The organism is Paracoccus sp. T5 (genome assembly GCF_048538155.2).
Lineage (GTDB): Bacteria > Pseudomonadota > Alphaproteobacteria > Rhodobacterales > Rhodobacteraceae > Paracoccus.
This window is the reverse complement of sequence record NZ_CM135809.1, coordinates 2,978,714-2,994,282: the sequence shown is the minus strand read 5'-3', so window position 1 is coordinate 2,994,282 and position 15,569 is coordinate 2,978,714. Positions and strand designations below refer to the sequence as shown.

Sequence of the window (15,569 nt, the reverse complement as noted above, 5' to 3'; positions counted from 1 at the left end):
CTTCATGCTTTTTCCCTTGTTGTGGGGCGCGGGATTAAATTCGGCAATGATTTCAAGCCTGTTGAAAACTGCCTATTTTATCGGCAACTTCACGAAGGTGTAACGATTGCTGGTCCCTTCGATCCATCCTCACAGCTCGCCCACAGAATTATCCACAGATTCCGTGGAAAGCTTCGTGCTTGCGCTCGGGTTCCGGAACTTGCAGCGGCCCTCAGAATCACCACTTTGACCTCATGACCCAGAAAACCGGCCACGCGCTGATCCAGGATTACCTTCGCACGCTTGACGGCAGCCCCGGCGTCTACCGGATGCTGAACGCCCAGCAGGAGGTGCTTTACGTTGGCAAGGCCCGCGACCTGAAGGCGCGGGTGTCGAACTATGCCCGGCCTTCGGGCCATTCGGGCCGCATCGCGCGGATGATCCGCGAGACGGCCAGCATGATGTTCCTGACGACGAACACCGAAACCGAGGCGCTGCTGCTGGAGCAGAACCTGATCAAGCAGCTCAAGCCGCGCTACAACGTGCTGCTGCGCGACGACAAATCCTTTCCGAACATCCTGGTGGCCAAGTCCCACGGCTTTCCGCAGATCAAGAAGCATCGCGGTGCCAAGTCGGAAAAGGGCGACTATTACGGCCCCTTCGCCAGCGCGGGCGCGGTGAACCGCACGCTGACGCAGTTGCAGCGCGTCTTCCTGCTGAGGAACTGCACCGACAGCACCTTTGAATCCCGCACGCGCCCCTGCCTGCTGTTCCAGATCAAGCGCTGCAGCGCGCCCTGCGTGGGCCGGATCAGCGAACAGGATTACGGCACTCTGGTCAGCGATGCTGAGCGCTTCCTGCAGGGCAAGACGACGACGATCCAGTCGAACCTCGCGGCAGAGATGGCCAAGGCCGCAGAGGACATGGAATACGAGCGCGCCGCAGCGCTGCGGGACCGGATCAAGGCGCTGACCGCGGTTCAGTCCGTGCAGGCCATCAACCCCAAGGGCGTGGCCGAGGCCGATATCGTGGCGCTGCATATGGAAAGCGGGCAGGCCTGCGTGCAGGTCTTCTTCATCCGCGGCAATCAGAGCTGGGGGAACCGCGACTTCTATCCCCGGCTTGGCGGGGCCGAGAGCCCGGACGAGGTCATGCAGGCCTTTCTGCTGCAGTTCTACGACGACAAGCCGCCGCCGCGGCAGATCCTGCTGTCGCACCCGCCCGAGGACCCGGACCTGGCCGCCGAGGTCCTGTCCGAACGCGCCCATCGCAAGGTCGAGGTGGCCGTGCCGCTGCGGGGCGAAAAGTCCGACCTGGTCACCAATGCCCTGCGCAACGCACGTGAAAGCCTGGCGCGCCGCATGTCGGAGAGCGCGACCCAGCTGCGCCTGCTGGAGGGCCTGGCCGAGGCCTTTGAGCTGCCCGCTCCCCCGCGCCGGATCGAGGTCTATGACAACAGCCACATCATGGGCACCAATGCCGTCGGCGGGATGATCGTCGCGGGGCCAGACGGCTGGATCAAGAACCAGTACCGCAAGTTCAACATCAAGGGGACAGAGATCACCCCGGGCGACGACTTCGGCATGATGAAGGAGGTGTTGACCCGCCGCTTCACCCGCCTGCTGAAGGAGGATCCCGACCGCCAGACCGAGGCCTGGCCGGACCTGCTGCTGATCGACGGCGGCGCGGGGCAGGTCAGCGCAGTCGAAAGCATCATGGCCGAGCTGGGGGTTGAGGACATCCCGATGATCGGCGTCGCCAAGGGCCAGGACCGCGATCACGGCAAGGAGGAATTCCACCGCCCCGGCCGCCGGCCCTTTGCGCTGCGCATGAACGACCCGGTGCTGTATTTCGTCCAGCGTCTGCGCGACGAAGCGCACCGCTGGGCCATCGGCACGCATCGCGCCAAGCGAGCCAAGGCGCAGATGTCGAACCCCCTGGACGAGATCGCCGGCATCGGTGCCGCACGCAAGCGGGCGCTGCTGACGCATTTCGGAAGCGCCAAGGCCGTCAGCCGCGCCGGATTGCCCGATCTTCAGGCGGTCGAGGGGATTTCGGCCGCCATGGCGCAGAAGGTCCATGACCATTTCCACCCCAAGGGATGAGCGGCCCGAGGCCGATCGGGGTATCCGGTAGCACCATACCACCCAGACGCGAGCGATTCGGAGTAGGCTTCGATCTTGCTCACAGATGACAAAGGAGGCTGACATGCCCTTTGCCGGGTTCTTCGGACCGCTCGCGTATCGCATTGTCCTGCGCGCGCCCCATGATGCCGCTGCCGCATCGCCGATGCCACTGGACGACGACGACCTGACCTGCCTCGACGCGACCATCACCGACATCAACATCAAGGGCAGCGACCCGACGCTGCAGGTGCGGGCGCCCGACGGCATGAACTGGACGGTCGAACTGGGCAGCCATGCCCGCAACCGCGCGCTGGGGCTGGAGGGGCTGGCGCTTTTGCCGGGGGACGCGGTCCGGGTCACCGGCCGCCCGACGCATTACCTGGGCGAGACGCGCATCAAGGCCCTGCACCTGACCATCGGGCAGCAGAGTTTCGACCTGGATGACAATACCGACAAGGCGGCCTGACGCCGGGGGCCATGGCCGGGGCAGGGGCGTGGCGCCTTGCCCCTTTCCAACCGGTGCGGCAGCGACTAGCGTGCCCTCATGCGCTGGAACCTCCCCAATATCCTGACCCTGCTTCGGCTTCTGGCGGCGCCCGCCGTCCCGCTGATGTTTCTGTATTTCCATCGTCCCTGGGCGGATTGGGCGGCGCTGACGCTGTTCCTGCTGGCGGCGATCACCGACTGGTTCGACGGCTACCTGGCCCGCGCCTGGAAGCAGGAAAGCCGCTTTGGCGCCGCCATGGACCCGATCGCCGACAAGGCGATGGTGGTGATCGCGCTGGTCGTCATCACCGGCTATTCGGGCATGAACCCCTGGCTGATCCTGCCGGTGACGGTGATCCTGTTCCGCGAGGTCTTTGTCTCGGGGCTCCGGGAATTTCTGGGCGACAAATCCCGCACCCTGGCGGTCACCAAGCTGGCCAAGTGGAAGACGACCTTGCAGATGGTCGCCATCGCGGTGCTGTTCCTGGGCACCGGGCTGGCCTATGTCACCGACGGCCGGCCGCCCCGCGTGGGCGAAACCGGCCTGGTCTGGTCGGGCAGCTGGGCGGCGCTGGCCACCCATGCCGGGCTGGTGCTGATCTGGCTGGCCGCCGTGCTGACCGCCGTGACGGGCTGGGACTATTTCGTCAAGGCGCTGCCCTACCTGAAGGAGCCGCCGCGTGACCCTTGAGATCCTCTATTTCGCCTGGCTGCGCGAACGCGTGGGCCAGCCGCGCGAAACCGTGACCACCGACGCCGCCACGGTGCGCGACCTGGTCGCGCAGCTGGTCGCCCGTTCCGACGGCCATGCCGCGGCATTCGCGGACCTGGGCACGCTGCGCTGCGCGGTGGATCAGCAACTGGCCGAGCTGGACGCGCCGCTGGCGGGGGTGCGCGAGGTCGCGTTCTTTCCGCCCATGACGGGCGGCTGATCCATGTCGGCGCGTGTCCAGGCCGAACCCTTCGATCTTGCGGCCGAGCTGACGGGCTTTGGCGCGGGGGCCGGCGCGGTGGTGACCTTCACCGGCCTCGTGCGCGACGATACCGGCCTGATGGCAGCGCTGCAGATCGAGCATTATCCCGGCATGACCGAACGCGCCCTGAACGAGTACGGCGCCGAGGCCGCCCGCCGCTTTCAGCTGAGCGACTGGCGCATCATCCACCGTCATGGACGGATCGAGGTCGGCGCGCCGATCATGATGGTCGCCACCGCCGCCCGCCACCGCCGCGCCGCCTTCGATGGGGCCGACTATCTGATGGACTGGCTGAAGTCCCGCGCCCCCTTCTGGAAGCAGGAGATCGCCCGCGACGGCAGCGCCACCTGGGTCGAGGCCAAGAACAGCGACGAGGACGCGTTGTCGCGGTGGTAGGCCGCGCCTGCGCCCGGTCGCCCCTGGGGGGTGCCGGATGATCCGCCCCGAACTGCGCCAAAGCTTCGGCCGGCATGCCGAACTCATCATCTTCGTCGGCCTGACGGGCCTCGGCCTGTGGCTGGCCTTTCGCGGTGGCTGGTTCCTGGCCCTGGTCGGCGGCGCCGTGGTGCTGGTCGGGGCAGTCCTTGCCTTGGGAGCGCTGCGCCGCGGCGCCTTCCGCCGTCCCGTGGCCGCGCCCGGCGTGGTCGAGGTGGTCGAGGGGGCGATCCGCTATTACGGCGCCACCGAACTGGGCGGAGAGATCGCCCTGCGCGACCTGACCGAAATCCGCCTGCTGCGCGTGCGCGCCCGCGCCCATTGGCGGCTGCGCAGCCATACCGGCGAGGCGCTGCTGGTGCCGGCCGATGCCGCCGGGGCCGAGGCGCTGGCCGATGCCTTCACGGCCCTGCCGGGGCTTGACATGCGGGCCGTCTCGGCGGCGCTGGCGCATGTGGCCGATCAGCGTGACGCCATCCGCACCGTTTGGCGGAGACAGGACTGAGGCGGCTTGACTCGGCTGGCCGGCCTTGCCACCTGTGATCGACTTGAAACCTTGAGAGGCCTCGACCGCATGTCCATACCCCAGCAGGGCGGAGGCCCCATCGAGCATCGCGACCAGCTTGCCGCCTATATCGCCAGCGGCGAAAAGCCCAAGGCGGACTGGCGCATCGGCACCGAGCACGAAAAGTTCGGCTATGACCTGGCCAATCGCATGCCGCTGCCCTACGAGGGACCGGCCTCGGTCACCGCGATGCTGGAGGGGCTGCGCGACCGGTTCAACTGGTCCCCCGTCCTGGAGGCCGGCAAGCTGATCGGGCTGGAGCGCGACGGGGCCAATGTCAGCCTGGAGCCCGGCGGCCAGCTGGAACTGTCCGGCGCGCCCCTGGAGACGATCCACCAGACCTGCAACGAGGTGAACCAGCACCTGGCCGAGGTCGAGACCGTCGCCAGGGAGATCGGCGCGGGCTTCATCGGGCTGGGCGCCGCGCCCATCTGGGGCCAGGACGACATGCCGATGATGCCCAAGGGGCGCTATCGGCTGATGACCGATTACATGGGCCGGGTGGGCACGCTTGGCACGCAGATGATGTACCGGACCTGCACGGTGCAGGTGAACCTGGATTTCGCCAGCGAAGCCGACATGGTCCAGAAGATGCGCGTGGCGCTGGCGCTGCAGCCGGTGGCGACCGCGCTGTTCGCCAATTCGCCCTTCCTGGACGGCAAGCCCAACGGGATGAAGTCCTGGCGCGCGCATATCTGGCAGAACCTGGATGCGGCGCGCACGGGCATGCTGCCCTTTGTCTTCGAGGACGGCTTCGGTTATGAGGCCTGGGTCGATTATGTGCTGAACGTGCCGATGTATTTCGTCTATCGCGACGGGAAATACATCGACGCCCTGGGCCAGAGCTTCAAGGATTTCCTGGACGGCCGCCTGCCCGCCCTGCCGGGCGAGGTGCCGACCCTGTCGGACTGGGCCGACCACATGACGACGGTCTTTCCGGAAGCCCGCGTCAAGAAGTACATCGAGATGCGCGGCGCCGATGGCGGCCCTTGGCGGCGGCTTTGCGCCCTGCCGGCACTGTGGGTCGGGCTGACCTATGACCAGGGCGCGCTGGATGCGGCCTGGGATCTGGTCAAGGACTGGGACGCGGAGACGCGCGAAGGGCTGCGCGTCGCGGCGGGTCGCGACGGTCTGCAGGCGCAGGCGGGCGGCGTCGGGATGCACGACCTGGCGCGCGAAGTGCTGGCCATCGCCGAAGGCGGGCTGAAGGCCCGGGCGCGGTCCGGCAATGACGGGCTGGTCCCGGACGAGACGCATTTCCTCAATGCGCTGAAGGAAAGCGTGGACAGCGGCAAGGTCCCGGCGGACGAACTGCTGGAGAAATATCACGGGTCTTGGGGCGGCGATCTGAACCGCATCTATGACGAATATTCCTACTGATGCAGGCCGGCCCCCTTTGGGGGCCGCACGCGAAGGTGAGGATGCAGTGCTTGATCCGGCGCGCGTCTGGTGGCAGGCCAGGCGCAAAACATGCGGGGACGAGTCATGCGTGGTGATGTGATGCAGTGGATCGGGCGGCTGGTCGCGACCGTCTTTGGCCTGGGGGTGCTGGCCGTGCTGGGCGCGGTGGTGACCCTGGTGCGGCAGGCCGAGGGCGTGCCGCCGATGCCGATCTTTCTGGGGCTGCTGGGGCTGGCGGTCCTGATCCTGCTGGCGGGGGCCTGCCTTGCCCTGATCTCGATCGCCGTTTCGGCCCGTCGCGGGGTGGAGGCGCTGCGGCGCCTGTCCGCGCCCGAGGCGCCGGCCGAGTTCCTGCCGGAAGAGGACGACGCTCCGGCACCCGCCGTGCCCCAGCCCGAGATGCAGGGGCCCTTTACCCCCAACGGGCTGCGGGGCGCCGCCGTGGCCCCGTCACGCCCCTCGCGCCGCATCCTGGTCGCCGAACGCTAAGCCTGCTTGCGGCCGATGCGCGGCTCGGTCCCCGCCAGAAGGCGGCGGATGTTCGCATGGTGCCGGATGAAGATCAGCACCGCCATGAAGGCCGAGACCGCCGCGATGTCGGTCCGGCCCATGCCCCAGGCAAAGACCGGCGCCAGGGCCGCGGCCAGCAGCGCGCTGAGGCTGCTGATGCGGCTGACCAGCGCGGTCAGCCCCCAGGTGGCGCAGGCGATCAGGCCGAGCGGCCAGTGCAGCGCCAGCAGCGTGCCGAGGAAGGTCGCGACCCCTTTGCCGCCCTTGAAGCCCAGCCAGACCGGGAAGCAGTGGCCCAGAAAGGCCGCGCCGCCCGCCAGGATGGCCGCGGCCTCGCCTCCGAACTGGCGGGCGATCAGGACGGCGATGGCGCCCTTGCCCGAATCCAGCAGCAGCGTCGCCAGCGCGGCCGGCTTGTTGCCGGTCCGCAGCACATTGGTCGCCCCGATATTCCCCGAGCCGATCTTGCGCAGATCGCCCAGGCCCGCCGCACGGGCGATCACCAGGCCAAAGGGCACCGAGCCCAGCAGATAGCCGAACAGCGTCCAGAGGATCAGGCTCATGCGTCTTCTCCGTGGACACGGCGGCCCGCGACCCAGGTGCCCAGCACGCGCCCCTGCATGCGGGCGCCGTCAAAGGGCGTGTTCTTGGATTTCGACAGCAGCGTGAAGCGGTCCATCAGGAAGGGCGCGTCCGGATCGAACAGAACCAGGTCCGCGGGCGCCCCGGTCGACAGCCGGCCCGAGGGCAGCTTCATCCGCCGGGCCGGGTTCAGCGACATCGCCCGCCACAGCTGCGGCAGGGTCAGCCCGCCCTGGTGATAGAGCCGCAGCGCCGCCGGCAGCAGGGTCTGAAGCCCGACGGCGCCGGGGGCGGCCGCCTCGAAGGGCAGGCGCTTGGATTCCTCGTCCTGCGGCGTGTGGAAGCTGGCGATCACGTCGATCAGCCCGTCCGCCACCGCCTGCACCATCGCCTGGCGGTCATCCTCGGACCGCAGGGGCGGGGTGAAGCGGAAGAAGGTGCGATAGTCGCCAACGTCGAACTCGTTCAGCGTCAGGTGGTGGATCGAGATCCCGGCGGTGACGTCCAGCCCGGCCTGGCGGGCGCGGCCCAGGGCGGGCAGGGCGCCGGCGGTGGTGATCTGGTCGGCATGGTAGCGGCAGCGGGTCATCGCCACCAGCGCCAGGTCACGGTCCAGGCCGATCACCTCGGCCATGGGCGAGACCGAAGGGATCCCGTAAAGCGACGCGAACTTACCGCTGGTCGCGGCCGCGCCCTGCGACAGGCCCGGGTCCTGCGGGTGGCCCACGATCAGCGCATCCAGGCCCCGGGCATAGGTCATGCAGCGCGACAGAAGCTTGGTGTCGCGGACCACGCGCACGCCATCGGTGAAGGCCACCGCGCCCAAGTCGGTCAGGAACCCGATCTCGACCATTTCCCGGCCTTCGCGGCCCTTGGTCAGGGCGGCCATGTGGTGGATGTTGACGGGTGCATCCAACGCGCGCCGGGCCACGAATTCCAGCGCCTCGGGCGTGTCGATGGGGGGGATCGTGTCGGGGCGGGCGATCATCGTGGTCACGCCGCCGGCCGCAGCCGCGCGGCCCGCGCTGCGGAAGCTTTCCTTGTGCCGTTCGCCCGGCTCGCCGATCTTGACGCCCCAGTCGATCAGGCCGGGGGCCAGCGCCCGTCCGCCGCAATTGATGACGGTGGCGCCTTCGGGCGCGGGTTCGCCGGGCGCGCCCCGGCCGCTGATGCGGCCGTCGGTGACGCGCAAACTGCCGGGGGCGTCCTGCTGCGTCTCGGGGTCGATCAGGCGCGCATTGGCAAAGATCAGGTCCATGGTCACACCTCGCCCGTTGCGGCCCGGCCGCGTTCGGCCCGCAGGTTGCGGGCCAGCAGGTCCAGCGCGGCCATGCGCACGGCCACGCCCATCTCGACCTGGTCCTGGATCACGCTGCGGTTGATGTCGTCGGCGATGGTGCCGTCGATCTCGACACCGCGGTTCATCGGGCCGGGATGCATGACGATCGCGTCGGGCGCGGCCAGTGCCAATTTTTCCGCATCCAGTCCCCACCGGTGGAAATATTCGCGCTCGGACGGGATGAAGCCGCCGTCCATGCGCTCCCGCTGAAGCCGCAGCATCATGACGACATCCGCGCCCTTCAGCCCCTCGCGCATGTCCTCGTACAGTTCCACGCCCATCTCGGCCACGCCCGAGGGCATCAAGGTCGCAGGTCCGATAAGGCGGATGCGGTTCTCCATCTTGCCCAGCAGGATAAGGTTCGACCGCGCAACCCGGCTATGCGCGATGTCGCCGCAGATGGCGATGGTCAGGCGGTGCAGCCGGCCCTTGGCCCGGCGGATCGTCAGCGCATCCAAAAGCGCCTGCGTGGGATGTTCGTGCCGCCCGTCGCCCGCGTTGATGACCGCGCAGTTCACCTTTTCGGCCAGCAGGTTCACCGCGCCCGAATGGGGATGCCGCACCACCAGCAGGTCGGGCTGCATCGCGTTCAGCGTCAGCGCCGTGTCGATCAGCGTCTCGCCCTTCTTCACCGACGACTGGCTGACCGCCATGTTCATCACGTCCGCCCCAAGCCGCTTTCCCGCCAGTTCGAAGCTGGCCTGGGTGCGGGTCGAGTTCTCGAAGAACATGTTGATCTGGGTCAGCCCCTCCAGCGCGTCGGAATGCTTGACCGTGCGGCGGTTGAGGGCGACGTAATCTTCGGCCAGGTCCAGCAGCGACGTGATCTCGTCCGGCTTGAGATGGTCGATGCCCAGAAGGTGGCGGGCGCGAAAGCTCATGTGCGGCCTCATGGTGGGGGACGGGGGTTCTATCGCAGATGGCGGGGAATCCGGCAAGCCGGCAGGACGATGGCGCGCAGCCCCAAGGAAAAGGGTGCGGATTCCTGCACGTGATGCAACCCTCCTCTTGCCGCGTCGCGGGTGGCAGGCTATGGCGCAATCATGCAAATGAGCCGGTATCGCCCTCACATCCTTGCGACCCTGTCGTTGGGGCTGCCGTTGATCGGCAGCCACCTGGCGCGCATGGCCATCGGCATCGGCGACACGGTGATGATCGGCTGGTACGGGGTCGAGCCGCTGGCCGCGCTGGTCATCGCGACATCCTTCTTCCACATCCTGTTCTTCCTGGGCATGGGCTTCGGCACCGGCGTGATGGGGCTGATCGCCAGCAACATCGCCTCGGGCGACGAGACCGAGGTCCGGCGCGGGACGCGCATGGCGCTGTGGCTGTCTTCGGCCTTTGCGCTGATCGTGATGCCCCTGATGTGGTATTCCGAGCCGATCCTCTTGGCCTTGGGGCAGACCGCGACGGTGGCCTCGCTGTCGCAGGATTACCTGCGCATCGCGGGCTGGGGCCTGGGCGTCGTGCTGGGACAGCTGACGCTGGCCTCCTATCTGGCGGCGCTGGAGCGGACGCAGGTGGTGATGTGGGTCACGCTGGCGGGCCTGCCGCTGAACCTGGCGCTGAACTGGGTGCTGATCTTCGGCAACCTGGGTGCGCCGGAACTGGGCGTCCGGGGCGCCGCCATCGCCAGCGTCACGGTGCAGGTGTTCCAGCTGCTGCTGCTGGTGATCTATGCCGCCTGGTTGCCGATGGCGCGCAAGTACCACCTGTTCCAGCGTTTCTGGCGGCCCGACTGGCAGGCGATGCGGCAGGTGGCGCTGATCGGCTGGCCGATCGGTCTGACCATGGTGGCCGAAGGCGGGCTGTTCGTCGCCTCGAACATCATGATGGGCTGGATCGGCACGCCGCAGCTGGCCGCCCACGGAATCGCGCTGCAGATCACCTCGATCACCTTCATGGCGCATCTGGGCCTGTCGAACGCGGCCACCGTCCGGGTGGGGCAGGCCAAGGGCCGCGGCGACCGTCCCTGGATGCGGGACGCGGCGCTGACGGTCGTCTGGATGTCGCTGGTCTTTTCGATGGTCTTCATCGCCCTTTATCTGCTGTTCTCGGAACGGCTGGTGCGGCTCTACATGGACCCGACCGACCCGCAGGCCCCCGAAATCGTCCTGCTGGGTTCGATGCTGCTGATGTATGCGGCGCTGTTCCAGCTGACCGACGCCTTCCAGGTCATCGCCCTGGGCTTCCTGCGCGGCGTCCAGGACACGCAGGTGCCGATGTGGATCGCGGGCTTCAGCTATTGGGTGGTCGGCATGCCGGTGGCCTGGGCGCTGGCTTTCCCCCTGGGCTTTGGCCCGGCCGGCCTGTGGCTGGGCCTCTGCGTGGGGCTGAGCTTTGCTGCGGTCCTGCTGATGCGGCGCTTCTGGCGCGGCCACGCGCGCGGGGACTGGACCCGCGTCCCCGCCGCGGTCTAACCTGCGCCCGGAAGGAGATCCCAGATGCGCCCTGTTTTCGTCCAGTTCCGCTGCGAACCCGGCAAGACCTATCAGGTGGCCGAGGCGATCTATGACCGCGAGGTCGTCAGCGAGCTTTACTCCACCTCGGGCGATTACGACCTGATCGCCAAGGTCTACATCCCCGAGGACGAGGATGTCGGCCGCTTCCTGTCCGATCGGCTGTTCGACATCCCCCATATCAGCCGGACCCTGACGACCATGACCTTCCGCGCCTTCTGATGCGGTTCGCGCCCCTGCCGGCGGGCCTGCCCGCCACCGTCCCCTTTGTCGGTCCCGAGACGCTGGAGCGTCGCCGCCAGGCCCCGTTCCTGGCCCGCCTGGGTGCGAACGAAAGCGCCTTCGGCCCCAGCCCCCTGGCCGCGCGGGCCATGCGCGAGGCGGTGAACGAGATCTGGAAATACGGCGACGGCCCCAGTCACCACCTGACCCGGGCGCTGACCGCGCATCTTCAGGTCCAGCCCTCCAACATCATGGTGGGCGAGGGGATCGACGGGCTTCTGGGCAACCTGGTGCGGCTGATGGTCGGCCCCGGTGATGCGGTGGTGACGTCCGAGGGCGCCTATCCCACCTTCAACTATCACGTGACGGGCTTCGGCGGCGCGTTGCACAAGGTTCCCTATCGCGATGACGCCGAGGATCCGCAGGCCCTGCTGGCGCGGGCCCGGCAGGTCGGCGCGCGGCTGGTCTATCTGGCCAATCCGGACAATCCGATGGGCAGTTGGCACAAGGGCTCGGTGATCCAGGCGATGCTCGAGGACCTGCCCCCCGACTGCCTGCTGGTCCTGGACGAGGCCTATGCGGAATTCGCCCCCGCCGAAGCCATCCCGGACATTGCCGCCGACGACCCGCGCGTCATCCGCATGCGGACCTTTTCCAAGGCCTATGGCCTGGCCGGCGCACGGATCGGCTATGCCATCGGCGCGCCGGACCTGATCTCGGGCTTTGACCGCATCCGCAACCATTTCGGCGTGAACCGCATCGCCCAGGCCGGTGCCCTTGCGGCGCTGGCCGACCAGGGCTGGCTGGCGCATGTCGTGGCCCAGGTCGAGGCCGCGCGCGACCAGATCGCCCGGATCGGCGCGGATAACGGCCTGACCGCCCTGCCGTCCGCCACGAATTTCGTGGCGCTGGACACGGGCCGCGACGGCGACTTCAACCGCGCGCTGGTCGCGGCACTGGAGGATCAGGGCGTCTTCGTGCGGATGCCGGGCGCAGCCCCCCTGGATCGCTGCATCCGGATCAGCTGTGCCCCCGCGACGCATCTTGACGTTCTGGCCGATGTCCTGCCCCGGGCGCTGGCAGCCGTCAGTCCCGCATGAAACGGCGCCGCGCCTCCTCGGCGATCGCCTGACGCATCTGCAGCCGCGCGATCTCGGCCAGCAACGCCGCGCGCTCGGGCATGCCGGCCAGACGGGCCTGCGCCGCGATCACCTGCTTTTTCAGGACGATCTCCTCGGGCAGGACGCCCGCTTGCGCCATGATCCGGAAACCTGCGGCGGTCGCATCCCTCTCGAGGGGCCGGTCGGGCAGGGGTCGCCCCTCGCCCTCCAGCCCTTGCATCTTTCCCTCCGCGCGGGCCTTCAGCATCATCCGCTCGGTGATCCGCTCCAGCCAGCCCATGCGCACCTCCGCCTGCGCTTCTTCGTTGCCCAAATACCCTCGGCCGAAGGCCCCCGCCGGGGCCGCCGGCCGGCCATGCTCACATCGCGGCCAGCTGCGTCAACGCCGCCTGCAGACGCGCGATGTCATCCTCCAGCGCCGCCAGCTTGTCGCGGGTCTCCTCGATCACCTCGGCTTCGGCATTCTCGACAAATTTCGGGTTCGACAGGCGCTTCTGCAAGCCCTCGGCATCCTTGCGGACCTTGCCTTCGGCCTTCTGCAGGCGGGCTGTCTCAGCCGCGGCGTCGATGACGTCGCCGATGGGCAGCGCAAAGCTGGCCCCCTGGACCGAAACCGCGATCATCCCCTTGCCTGCCGCGCCGTCGGCGGGGGCGTTGACCCGCGCCAGGCGCTCGATCAGCGGGCTATTGGCGGCCAGCGCTGTGCGGGCGGCCGCCTCCGCCTCGGTCACCACCAGGTCCAGCTTCGCGCCTGCCGGCACGCCCATCTGCGCGCGGGCCGAACGTACCGCCTCGATCAGCGCGATTACCCAGTTCATCTGCCGGTCCGCATCCGCGTCGATCAGCTCCGCGCCCAGCTGGGGCCAGTCGCCATGGACCAGCATCGAGGTGCGGTTTCCTGTTGTCGCCCACAGCTCCTCGGTCACGAAGGGCATGATCGGGTGCAGCATCAGGCAGCACTGGTCCAGAACCCAGCCCATCGTCGCCCGCGTCTCCTCGGCATGCTCGCCGTCGAACAGCGGCTTGGCGAATTCCACGTACCAGTCGCAGACCTTGCCCCAGACAAACGCATAAAGCCCCGTCGCCGCATCGTTGAACCGATAGGAGGCCAGCGCCTGGTCCACGTCCATCAGCGTCCGCGCCGTCTCGCCGATGATCCAGCGGTTGACCGTATGGGCGGGCTGGGGCCGCTGCCCGCCGCCGCGCACGCCGTTCATCTCGGCAAAGCGGGCGGCATTCCAGATCTTGGTGACAAAGTTGCGGTTCACCTCGACATGCTTCGGCCCCAGCTTGGGATCGCGGCCCATCGCGGCCATGCTGGTCAGCGTAAAGCGCAGCGCATCCGCGCCATATTCGTCCACCAGCGTCAGCGGGTCGATCACGTTGCCCTTGGACTTGGACATCTTGGCGCCCTTTTCGTCGCGCACCAGCCCATGGACATAGACCGTGTGGAAGGGCACGTCGCCCACCACCTCCAGCTGCATCATCATCATCCGGGCGACCCAGAAGAAGATGATGTCGAAGCCCGTGACCAGCACGTCGGTCGGGAAATACTTCTCCAGCTCGGGCGTCTTCTCGGGCCAGCCAAGCGTCCCGATGGGCCAAAGGCCGCTGCTGAACCAGGTGTCCAGCACGTCAGGGTCGCGGTAAATCGGCAAAGGTCGGTCCTTGCCCTCAAAAGCGTCCAAGAACAGTTCTGCTGCTTGAGTCCGGTCTTCCACGACAACCACCGGCTTCCCGTAAAACGCTTCTGCTTGCAAGCGCGCAGCCTCTGCGTTCTCAGCACAGAATTGCTGGTTGGGCTTCATATTCATCTGCCAGCTGAGCTTGCCAGCGTCATCTTTCTCAAGCCCATACCAGACCGGGATCTGGTGGCCCCACCACAGCTGGCGGCTGATGGTCCAGGGCTCGATGTTCTCGAGCCAGTTGAAATAGACCTTCTTGTGCTGCTCGGGCAGGATCTGGGTGCGCCCGGTCCGGACTGCCTCCAGCGCGGGGCCGACGATGCGTTGGGTGTCCACGAACCACTGGTCGGTCAGCATCGGCTCGATCACCACGCCCGAGCGGTCGCCAAAGGGCTGCATGATCGGCTTGGCGTCGATCACCGGGCGGCGCTCCAGATGCTCGGCCCCGGTTTCCTTGTCGATCTCCTTGTGCAGGTAGGTGACCGCCAGGCCCTCGGCGGTGATCGCATCGACCACGCGCTTGCGCGCCTCCATCCGGTCCAGGCCGCGCAGATCCTCGGGGACCAGGTTCACGGCCGAGATCTCGCCTACATCCTCACCCCGTGCGGCGCGCGATGCGATGGCGGCGCTTTCGGCATAGGACAGGCCGTCGGCCCGCATCGCGCCCTTGGTGTCCATCAGCGCATAGAGCGGGATGTTGTTGCGCATCGCGACGCCATAGTCGTTGAAGTCATGCGCGCCGGTGATCTTGACCGCGCCGGAGCCGAAATCGGGATCGGGATATTCGTCGGTGATGATCGGGATCAGGCGGCGGTGCTCCCGCGGGCCGACCGGGATCTCGACCAGCTTGCCGACGATGGGGGCATAGCGCGCGTCCGACGGATGAACCGCCACAGCGCCGTCGCCCAGCATCGTCTCGGGGCGGGTGGTGGCGATGCTGATATAGTCGCGCGTCTCGCGCAGGGTGACGTTGCCGTCCTCGTCGCGCTCGACATATTCATAGGTCTCGCCGCCCGCCAGCGGATACTTGAAATGCCACATATGGCCCGGAACCTCGCGGTTCTCGACCTCCAGGTCGCTGATCGCGGTCTCGAAATGCGGGTCCCAGTTCACCAGCCGCTTGCCGCGATAGATGATCCCCTTGTTGTAGAGGTCGACAAAGACCCGGATCACCGCGTCGTGGAAATTGCCCTCCTCGCCCGCGGGGGCGCCGGGCGCGCCCGACATGGTGAAGGCGTTGCGCGACCAGTCGCAGCTGGCGCCGAGGCGTTTCAGCTGGCCCATGATCGTGTCGCCGGATTCGCGCTTCCAGTCCCAGATCTTCTGGACAAAGGCGTCGCGCCCGATCTCGCGGCGGTTCGGCTCGCCCCGCTGCGCCATCTGGCGCTCGACGACCATCTGGGTGGCGATCCCCGCATGGTCCTGGCCGGGCTGCCACAGCGTGTCAAAGCCGCGCATCCGGTGCCAGCGGACCAGGATGTCCTGCAGCGTGTTGTTGAAGGCGTGCCCGATATGCAGGCTGCCGGTGACATTGGGCGGCGGGATCATCACGGTAAAGGTTTCGCTGCGCGAGGCATTGGCCCCGGCCGCGAAGGCATCCGCCCGTTCCCATTCGGCGCTGATCCGGGCCTCGGCGGCCTTGGCGTCAAAGCTCTTGTCCATCGTCATCGCTGCATATCCCCTTG

16 protein-coding genes are annotated in these 15,569 nt (G+C 67.7%); 11 read left to right on the top strand and 5 right to left on the bottom strand.

Features of this window, described 5'->3' with window-relative positions; genetic code table 11:
* Positions 1-233 precede the first annotated feature (233 nt).
* From uvrC to ACNR9W_RS14745, 8 genes are all read left to right on the top strand, one after another.
* The gene (uvrC, locus tag ACNR9W_RS14780; protein WP_419269917.1) at positions 234-2,084 is read left to right on the top strand and encodes an excinuclease ABC subunit UvrC; all 1,851 of its coding nucleotides are present in this window, start codon (positions 234-236) and stop codon (positions 2,082-2,084) included.
* A gap of 85 nt (positions 2,085-2,169) precedes the next feature.
* Positions 2,170-2,571 (top strand): hypothetical protein, encoded by a 402-nt coding sequence (locus ACNR9W_RS14775; protein ID WP_419269919.1) that lies wholly within the window; start codon positions 2,170-2,172, stop codon positions 2,569-2,571.
* A gap of 78 nt (positions 2,572-2,649) precedes the next feature.
* Complete coding sequence (gene pgsA, locus ACNR9W_RS14770) at positions 2,650-3,282, top strand: CDP-diacylglycerol--glycerol-3-phosphate 3-phosphatidyltransferase (protein WP_419269921.1); 633 nt, start codon at positions 2,650-2,652, stop codon at positions 3,280-3,282.
* Positions 3,272-3,523, top strand: a complete 252-nt coding sequence (gene moaD, locus ACNR9W_RS14765; protein WP_419269923.1) for a molybdopterin converting factor subunit 1 — start codon at positions 3,272-3,274, stop codon at positions 3,521-3,523. Before pgsA ends, moaD begins: the two co-directional genes overlap by 11 nt.
* Before the next feature lie 3 nt (positions 3,524-3,526).
* Positions 3,527-3,961: a molybdenum cofactor biosynthesis protein MoaE gene (locus tag ACNR9W_RS14760; RefSeq protein WP_419269925.1), complete on the top strand. Its 435-nt coding sequence runs from the start codon at positions 3,527-3,529 to the stop codon at positions 3,959-3,961.
* A gap of 37 nt (positions 3,962-3,998) precedes the next feature.
* Positions 3,999-4,505: a hypothetical protein gene (locus ACNR9W_RS14755; RefSeq protein ID WP_419269927.1), complete on the top strand. Its 507-nt coding sequence runs from the start codon at positions 3,999-4,001 to the stop codon at positions 4,503-4,505.
* A 69-nt stretch (positions 4,506-4,574) separates the two neighbouring features.
* Positions 4,575-5,945: a glutamate--cysteine ligase gene (locus tag ACNR9W_RS14750; protein WP_419269929.1), complete on the top strand. Its 1,371-nt coding sequence runs from the start codon at positions 4,575-4,577 to the stop codon at positions 5,943-5,945.
* A gap of 105 nt (positions 5,946-6,050) precedes the next feature.
* Entirely contained in the window at positions 6,051-6,455 is a 405-nt protein-coding gene (locus ACNR9W_RS14745; RefSeq protein WP_419269931.1) for a hypothetical protein, read from the top strand.
* Here ACNR9W_RS14745 and plsY read toward each other — a convergent pair.
* The 3 genes from plsY to ACNR9W_RS14730 are packed head-to-tail and all read right to left on the bottom strand — an operon-like array spanning position 6,452 to position 9,278.
* Positions 6,452-7,039, bottom strand: a complete 588-nt coding sequence (gene plsY, locus ACNR9W_RS14740) for a glycerol-3-phosphate 1-O-acyltransferase PlsY (RefSeq protein WP_419269933.1) — start codon at positions 7,037-7,039, stop codon at positions 6,452-6,454. The two genes, ACNR9W_RS14745 and plsY, sit on opposite strands and share 4 nt — an antisense overlap.
* Positions 7,036-8,316 carry a dihydroorotase gene (gene pyrC, locus ACNR9W_RS14735; protein ID WP_419269935.1) on the bottom strand — a complete coding sequence of 427 codons (1,281 nt, stop codon included), beginning with the start codon at positions 8,314-8,316 and terminating at the stop codon, positions 7,036-7,038. Before pyrC ends, plsY begins: the two co-directional genes overlap by 4 nt.
* Before the next feature lie 2 nt (positions 8,317-8,318).
* On the bottom strand, positions 8,319-9,278 hold the full coding sequence (locus tag ACNR9W_RS14730) for an aspartate carbamoyltransferase catalytic subunit (protein WP_419269937.1): 960 nt from the start codon (positions 9,276-9,278) through the stop codon (positions 8,319-8,321).
* Positions 9,279-9,440: 162 nt separating this feature from the next.
* Here ACNR9W_RS14730 and ACNR9W_RS14725 point away from each other — a divergent pair, with 162 nt between their 5' ends.
* Genes ACNR9W_RS14725 through ACNR9W_RS14715 form a run of 3 tightly spaced genes read left to right on the top strand, consistent with a single transcriptional unit; the run spans position 9,441 to position 12,178 of the window.
* Positions 9,441-10,817, top strand: coding sequence for an MATE family efflux transporter (locus ACNR9W_RS14725; protein WP_419269939.1), 1,377 nt, complete (start codon positions 9,441-9,443; stop codon positions 10,815-10,817).
* A 24-nt stretch (positions 10,818-10,841) separates the two neighbouring features.
* Positions 10,842-11,078, top strand: a complete 237-nt coding sequence (locus ACNR9W_RS14720) for an Lrp/AsnC ligand binding domain-containing protein (RefSeq protein ID WP_103171752.1) — start codon at positions 10,842-10,844, stop codon at positions 11,076-11,078.
* Positions 11,078-12,178, top strand: coding sequence for a pyridoxal phosphate-dependent aminotransferase (locus ACNR9W_RS14715; RefSeq protein ID WP_419269940.1), 1,101 nt, complete (start codon positions 11,078-11,080; stop codon positions 12,176-12,178). Before ACNR9W_RS14720 ends, ACNR9W_RS14715 begins: the two co-directional genes overlap by 1 nt.
* On the opposite strand, the gene ACNR9W_RS14710 is transcribed toward ACNR9W_RS14715, so the two are convergent.
* Entirely contained in the window at positions 12,165-12,479 is a 315-nt protein-coding gene (locus ACNR9W_RS14710; protein ID WP_419270195.1) for a DnaJ family domain-containing protein, read from the bottom strand. The genes ACNR9W_RS14715 and ACNR9W_RS14710 overlap by 14 nt on opposite strands.
* Before the next feature lie 79 nt (positions 12,480-12,558).
* The gene (locus tag ACNR9W_RS14705) at positions 12,559-15,552 is read right to left on the bottom strand and encodes a valine--tRNA ligase (protein ID WP_419269942.1); all 2,994 of its coding nucleotides are present in this window, start codon (positions 15,550-15,552) and stop codon (positions 12,559-12,561) included.
* Between the last annotated feature and the right edge of the window lie 17 nt (positions 15,553-15,569).

Excerpts from the sequence above, each read along its gene's own strand:
- pyrC (WP_419269935.1), bottom strand. The coding sequence starts at position 8,316 with ATGGACCTGATCTTTGCCAATGCGCGCCTGATCGACCCCGAGACGCAG.
- pgsA (WP_419269921.1), top strand. The coding sequence starts at position 2,650 with ATGCGCTGGAACCTCCCCAATATCCTGACCCTGCTTCGGCTTCTGGCG.
- plsY (WP_419269933.1), bottom strand. The coding sequence starts at position 7,039 with ATGAGCCTGATCCTCTGGACGCTGTTCGGCTATCTGCTGGGCTCGGTG.
- ACNR9W_RS14725 (WP_419269939.1), top strand. The coding sequence starts at position 9,441 with ATGCAAATGAGCCGGTATCGCCCTCACATCCTTGCGACCCTGTCGTTG.
- ACNR9W_RS14705 (WP_419269942.1), bottom strand. The coding sequence starts at position 15,552 with ATGACGATGGACAAGAGCTTTGACGCCAAGGCCGCCGAGGCCCGGATC.
- ACNR9W_RS14755 (WP_419269927.1), top strand. The coding sequence starts at position 3,999 with ATGATCCGCCCCGAACTGCGCCAAAGCTTCGGCCGGCATGCCGAACTC.
- ACNR9W_RS14730 (WP_419269937.1), bottom strand. The coding sequence starts at position 9,278 with ATGAGCTTTCGCGCCCGCCACCTTCTGGGCATCGACCATCTCAAGCCG.
- uvrC (WP_419269917.1), top strand. The coding sequence starts at position 234 with ATGACCCAGAAAACCGGCCACGCGCTGATCCAGGATTACCTTCGCACG.
- ACNR9W_RS14760 (WP_419269925.1), top strand. The coding sequence starts at position 3,527 with ATGTCGGCGCGTGTCCAGGCCGAACCCTTCGATCTTGCGGCCGAGCTG.
- ACNR9W_RS14775 (WP_419269919.1), top strand. The coding sequence starts at position 2,170 with ATGACAAAGGAGGCTGACATGCCCTTTGCCGGGTTCTTCGGACCGCTC.
- ACNR9W_RS14750 (WP_419269929.1), top strand. The coding sequence starts at position 4,575 with ATGTCCATACCCCAGCAGGGCGGAGGCCCCATCGAGCATCGCGACCAG.
- ACNR9W_RS14710 (WP_419270195.1), bottom strand. The coding sequence starts at position 12,479 with ATGGGCTGGCTGGAGCGGATCACCGAGCGGATGATGCTGAAGGCCCGC.
- ACNR9W_RS14720 (WP_103171752.1), top strand. The coding sequence starts at position 10,842 with ATGCGCCCTGTTTTCGTCCAGTTCCGCTGCGAACCCGGCAAGACCTAT.
- ACNR9W_RS14745 (WP_419269931.1), top strand. The coding sequence starts at position 6,051 with ATGCGTGGTGATGTGATGCAGTGGATCGGGCGGCTGGTCGCGACCGTC.
- ACNR9W_RS14715 (WP_419269940.1), top strand. The coding sequence starts at position 11,078 with ATGCGGTTCGCGCCCCTGCCGGCGGGCCTGCCCGCCACCGTCCCCTTT.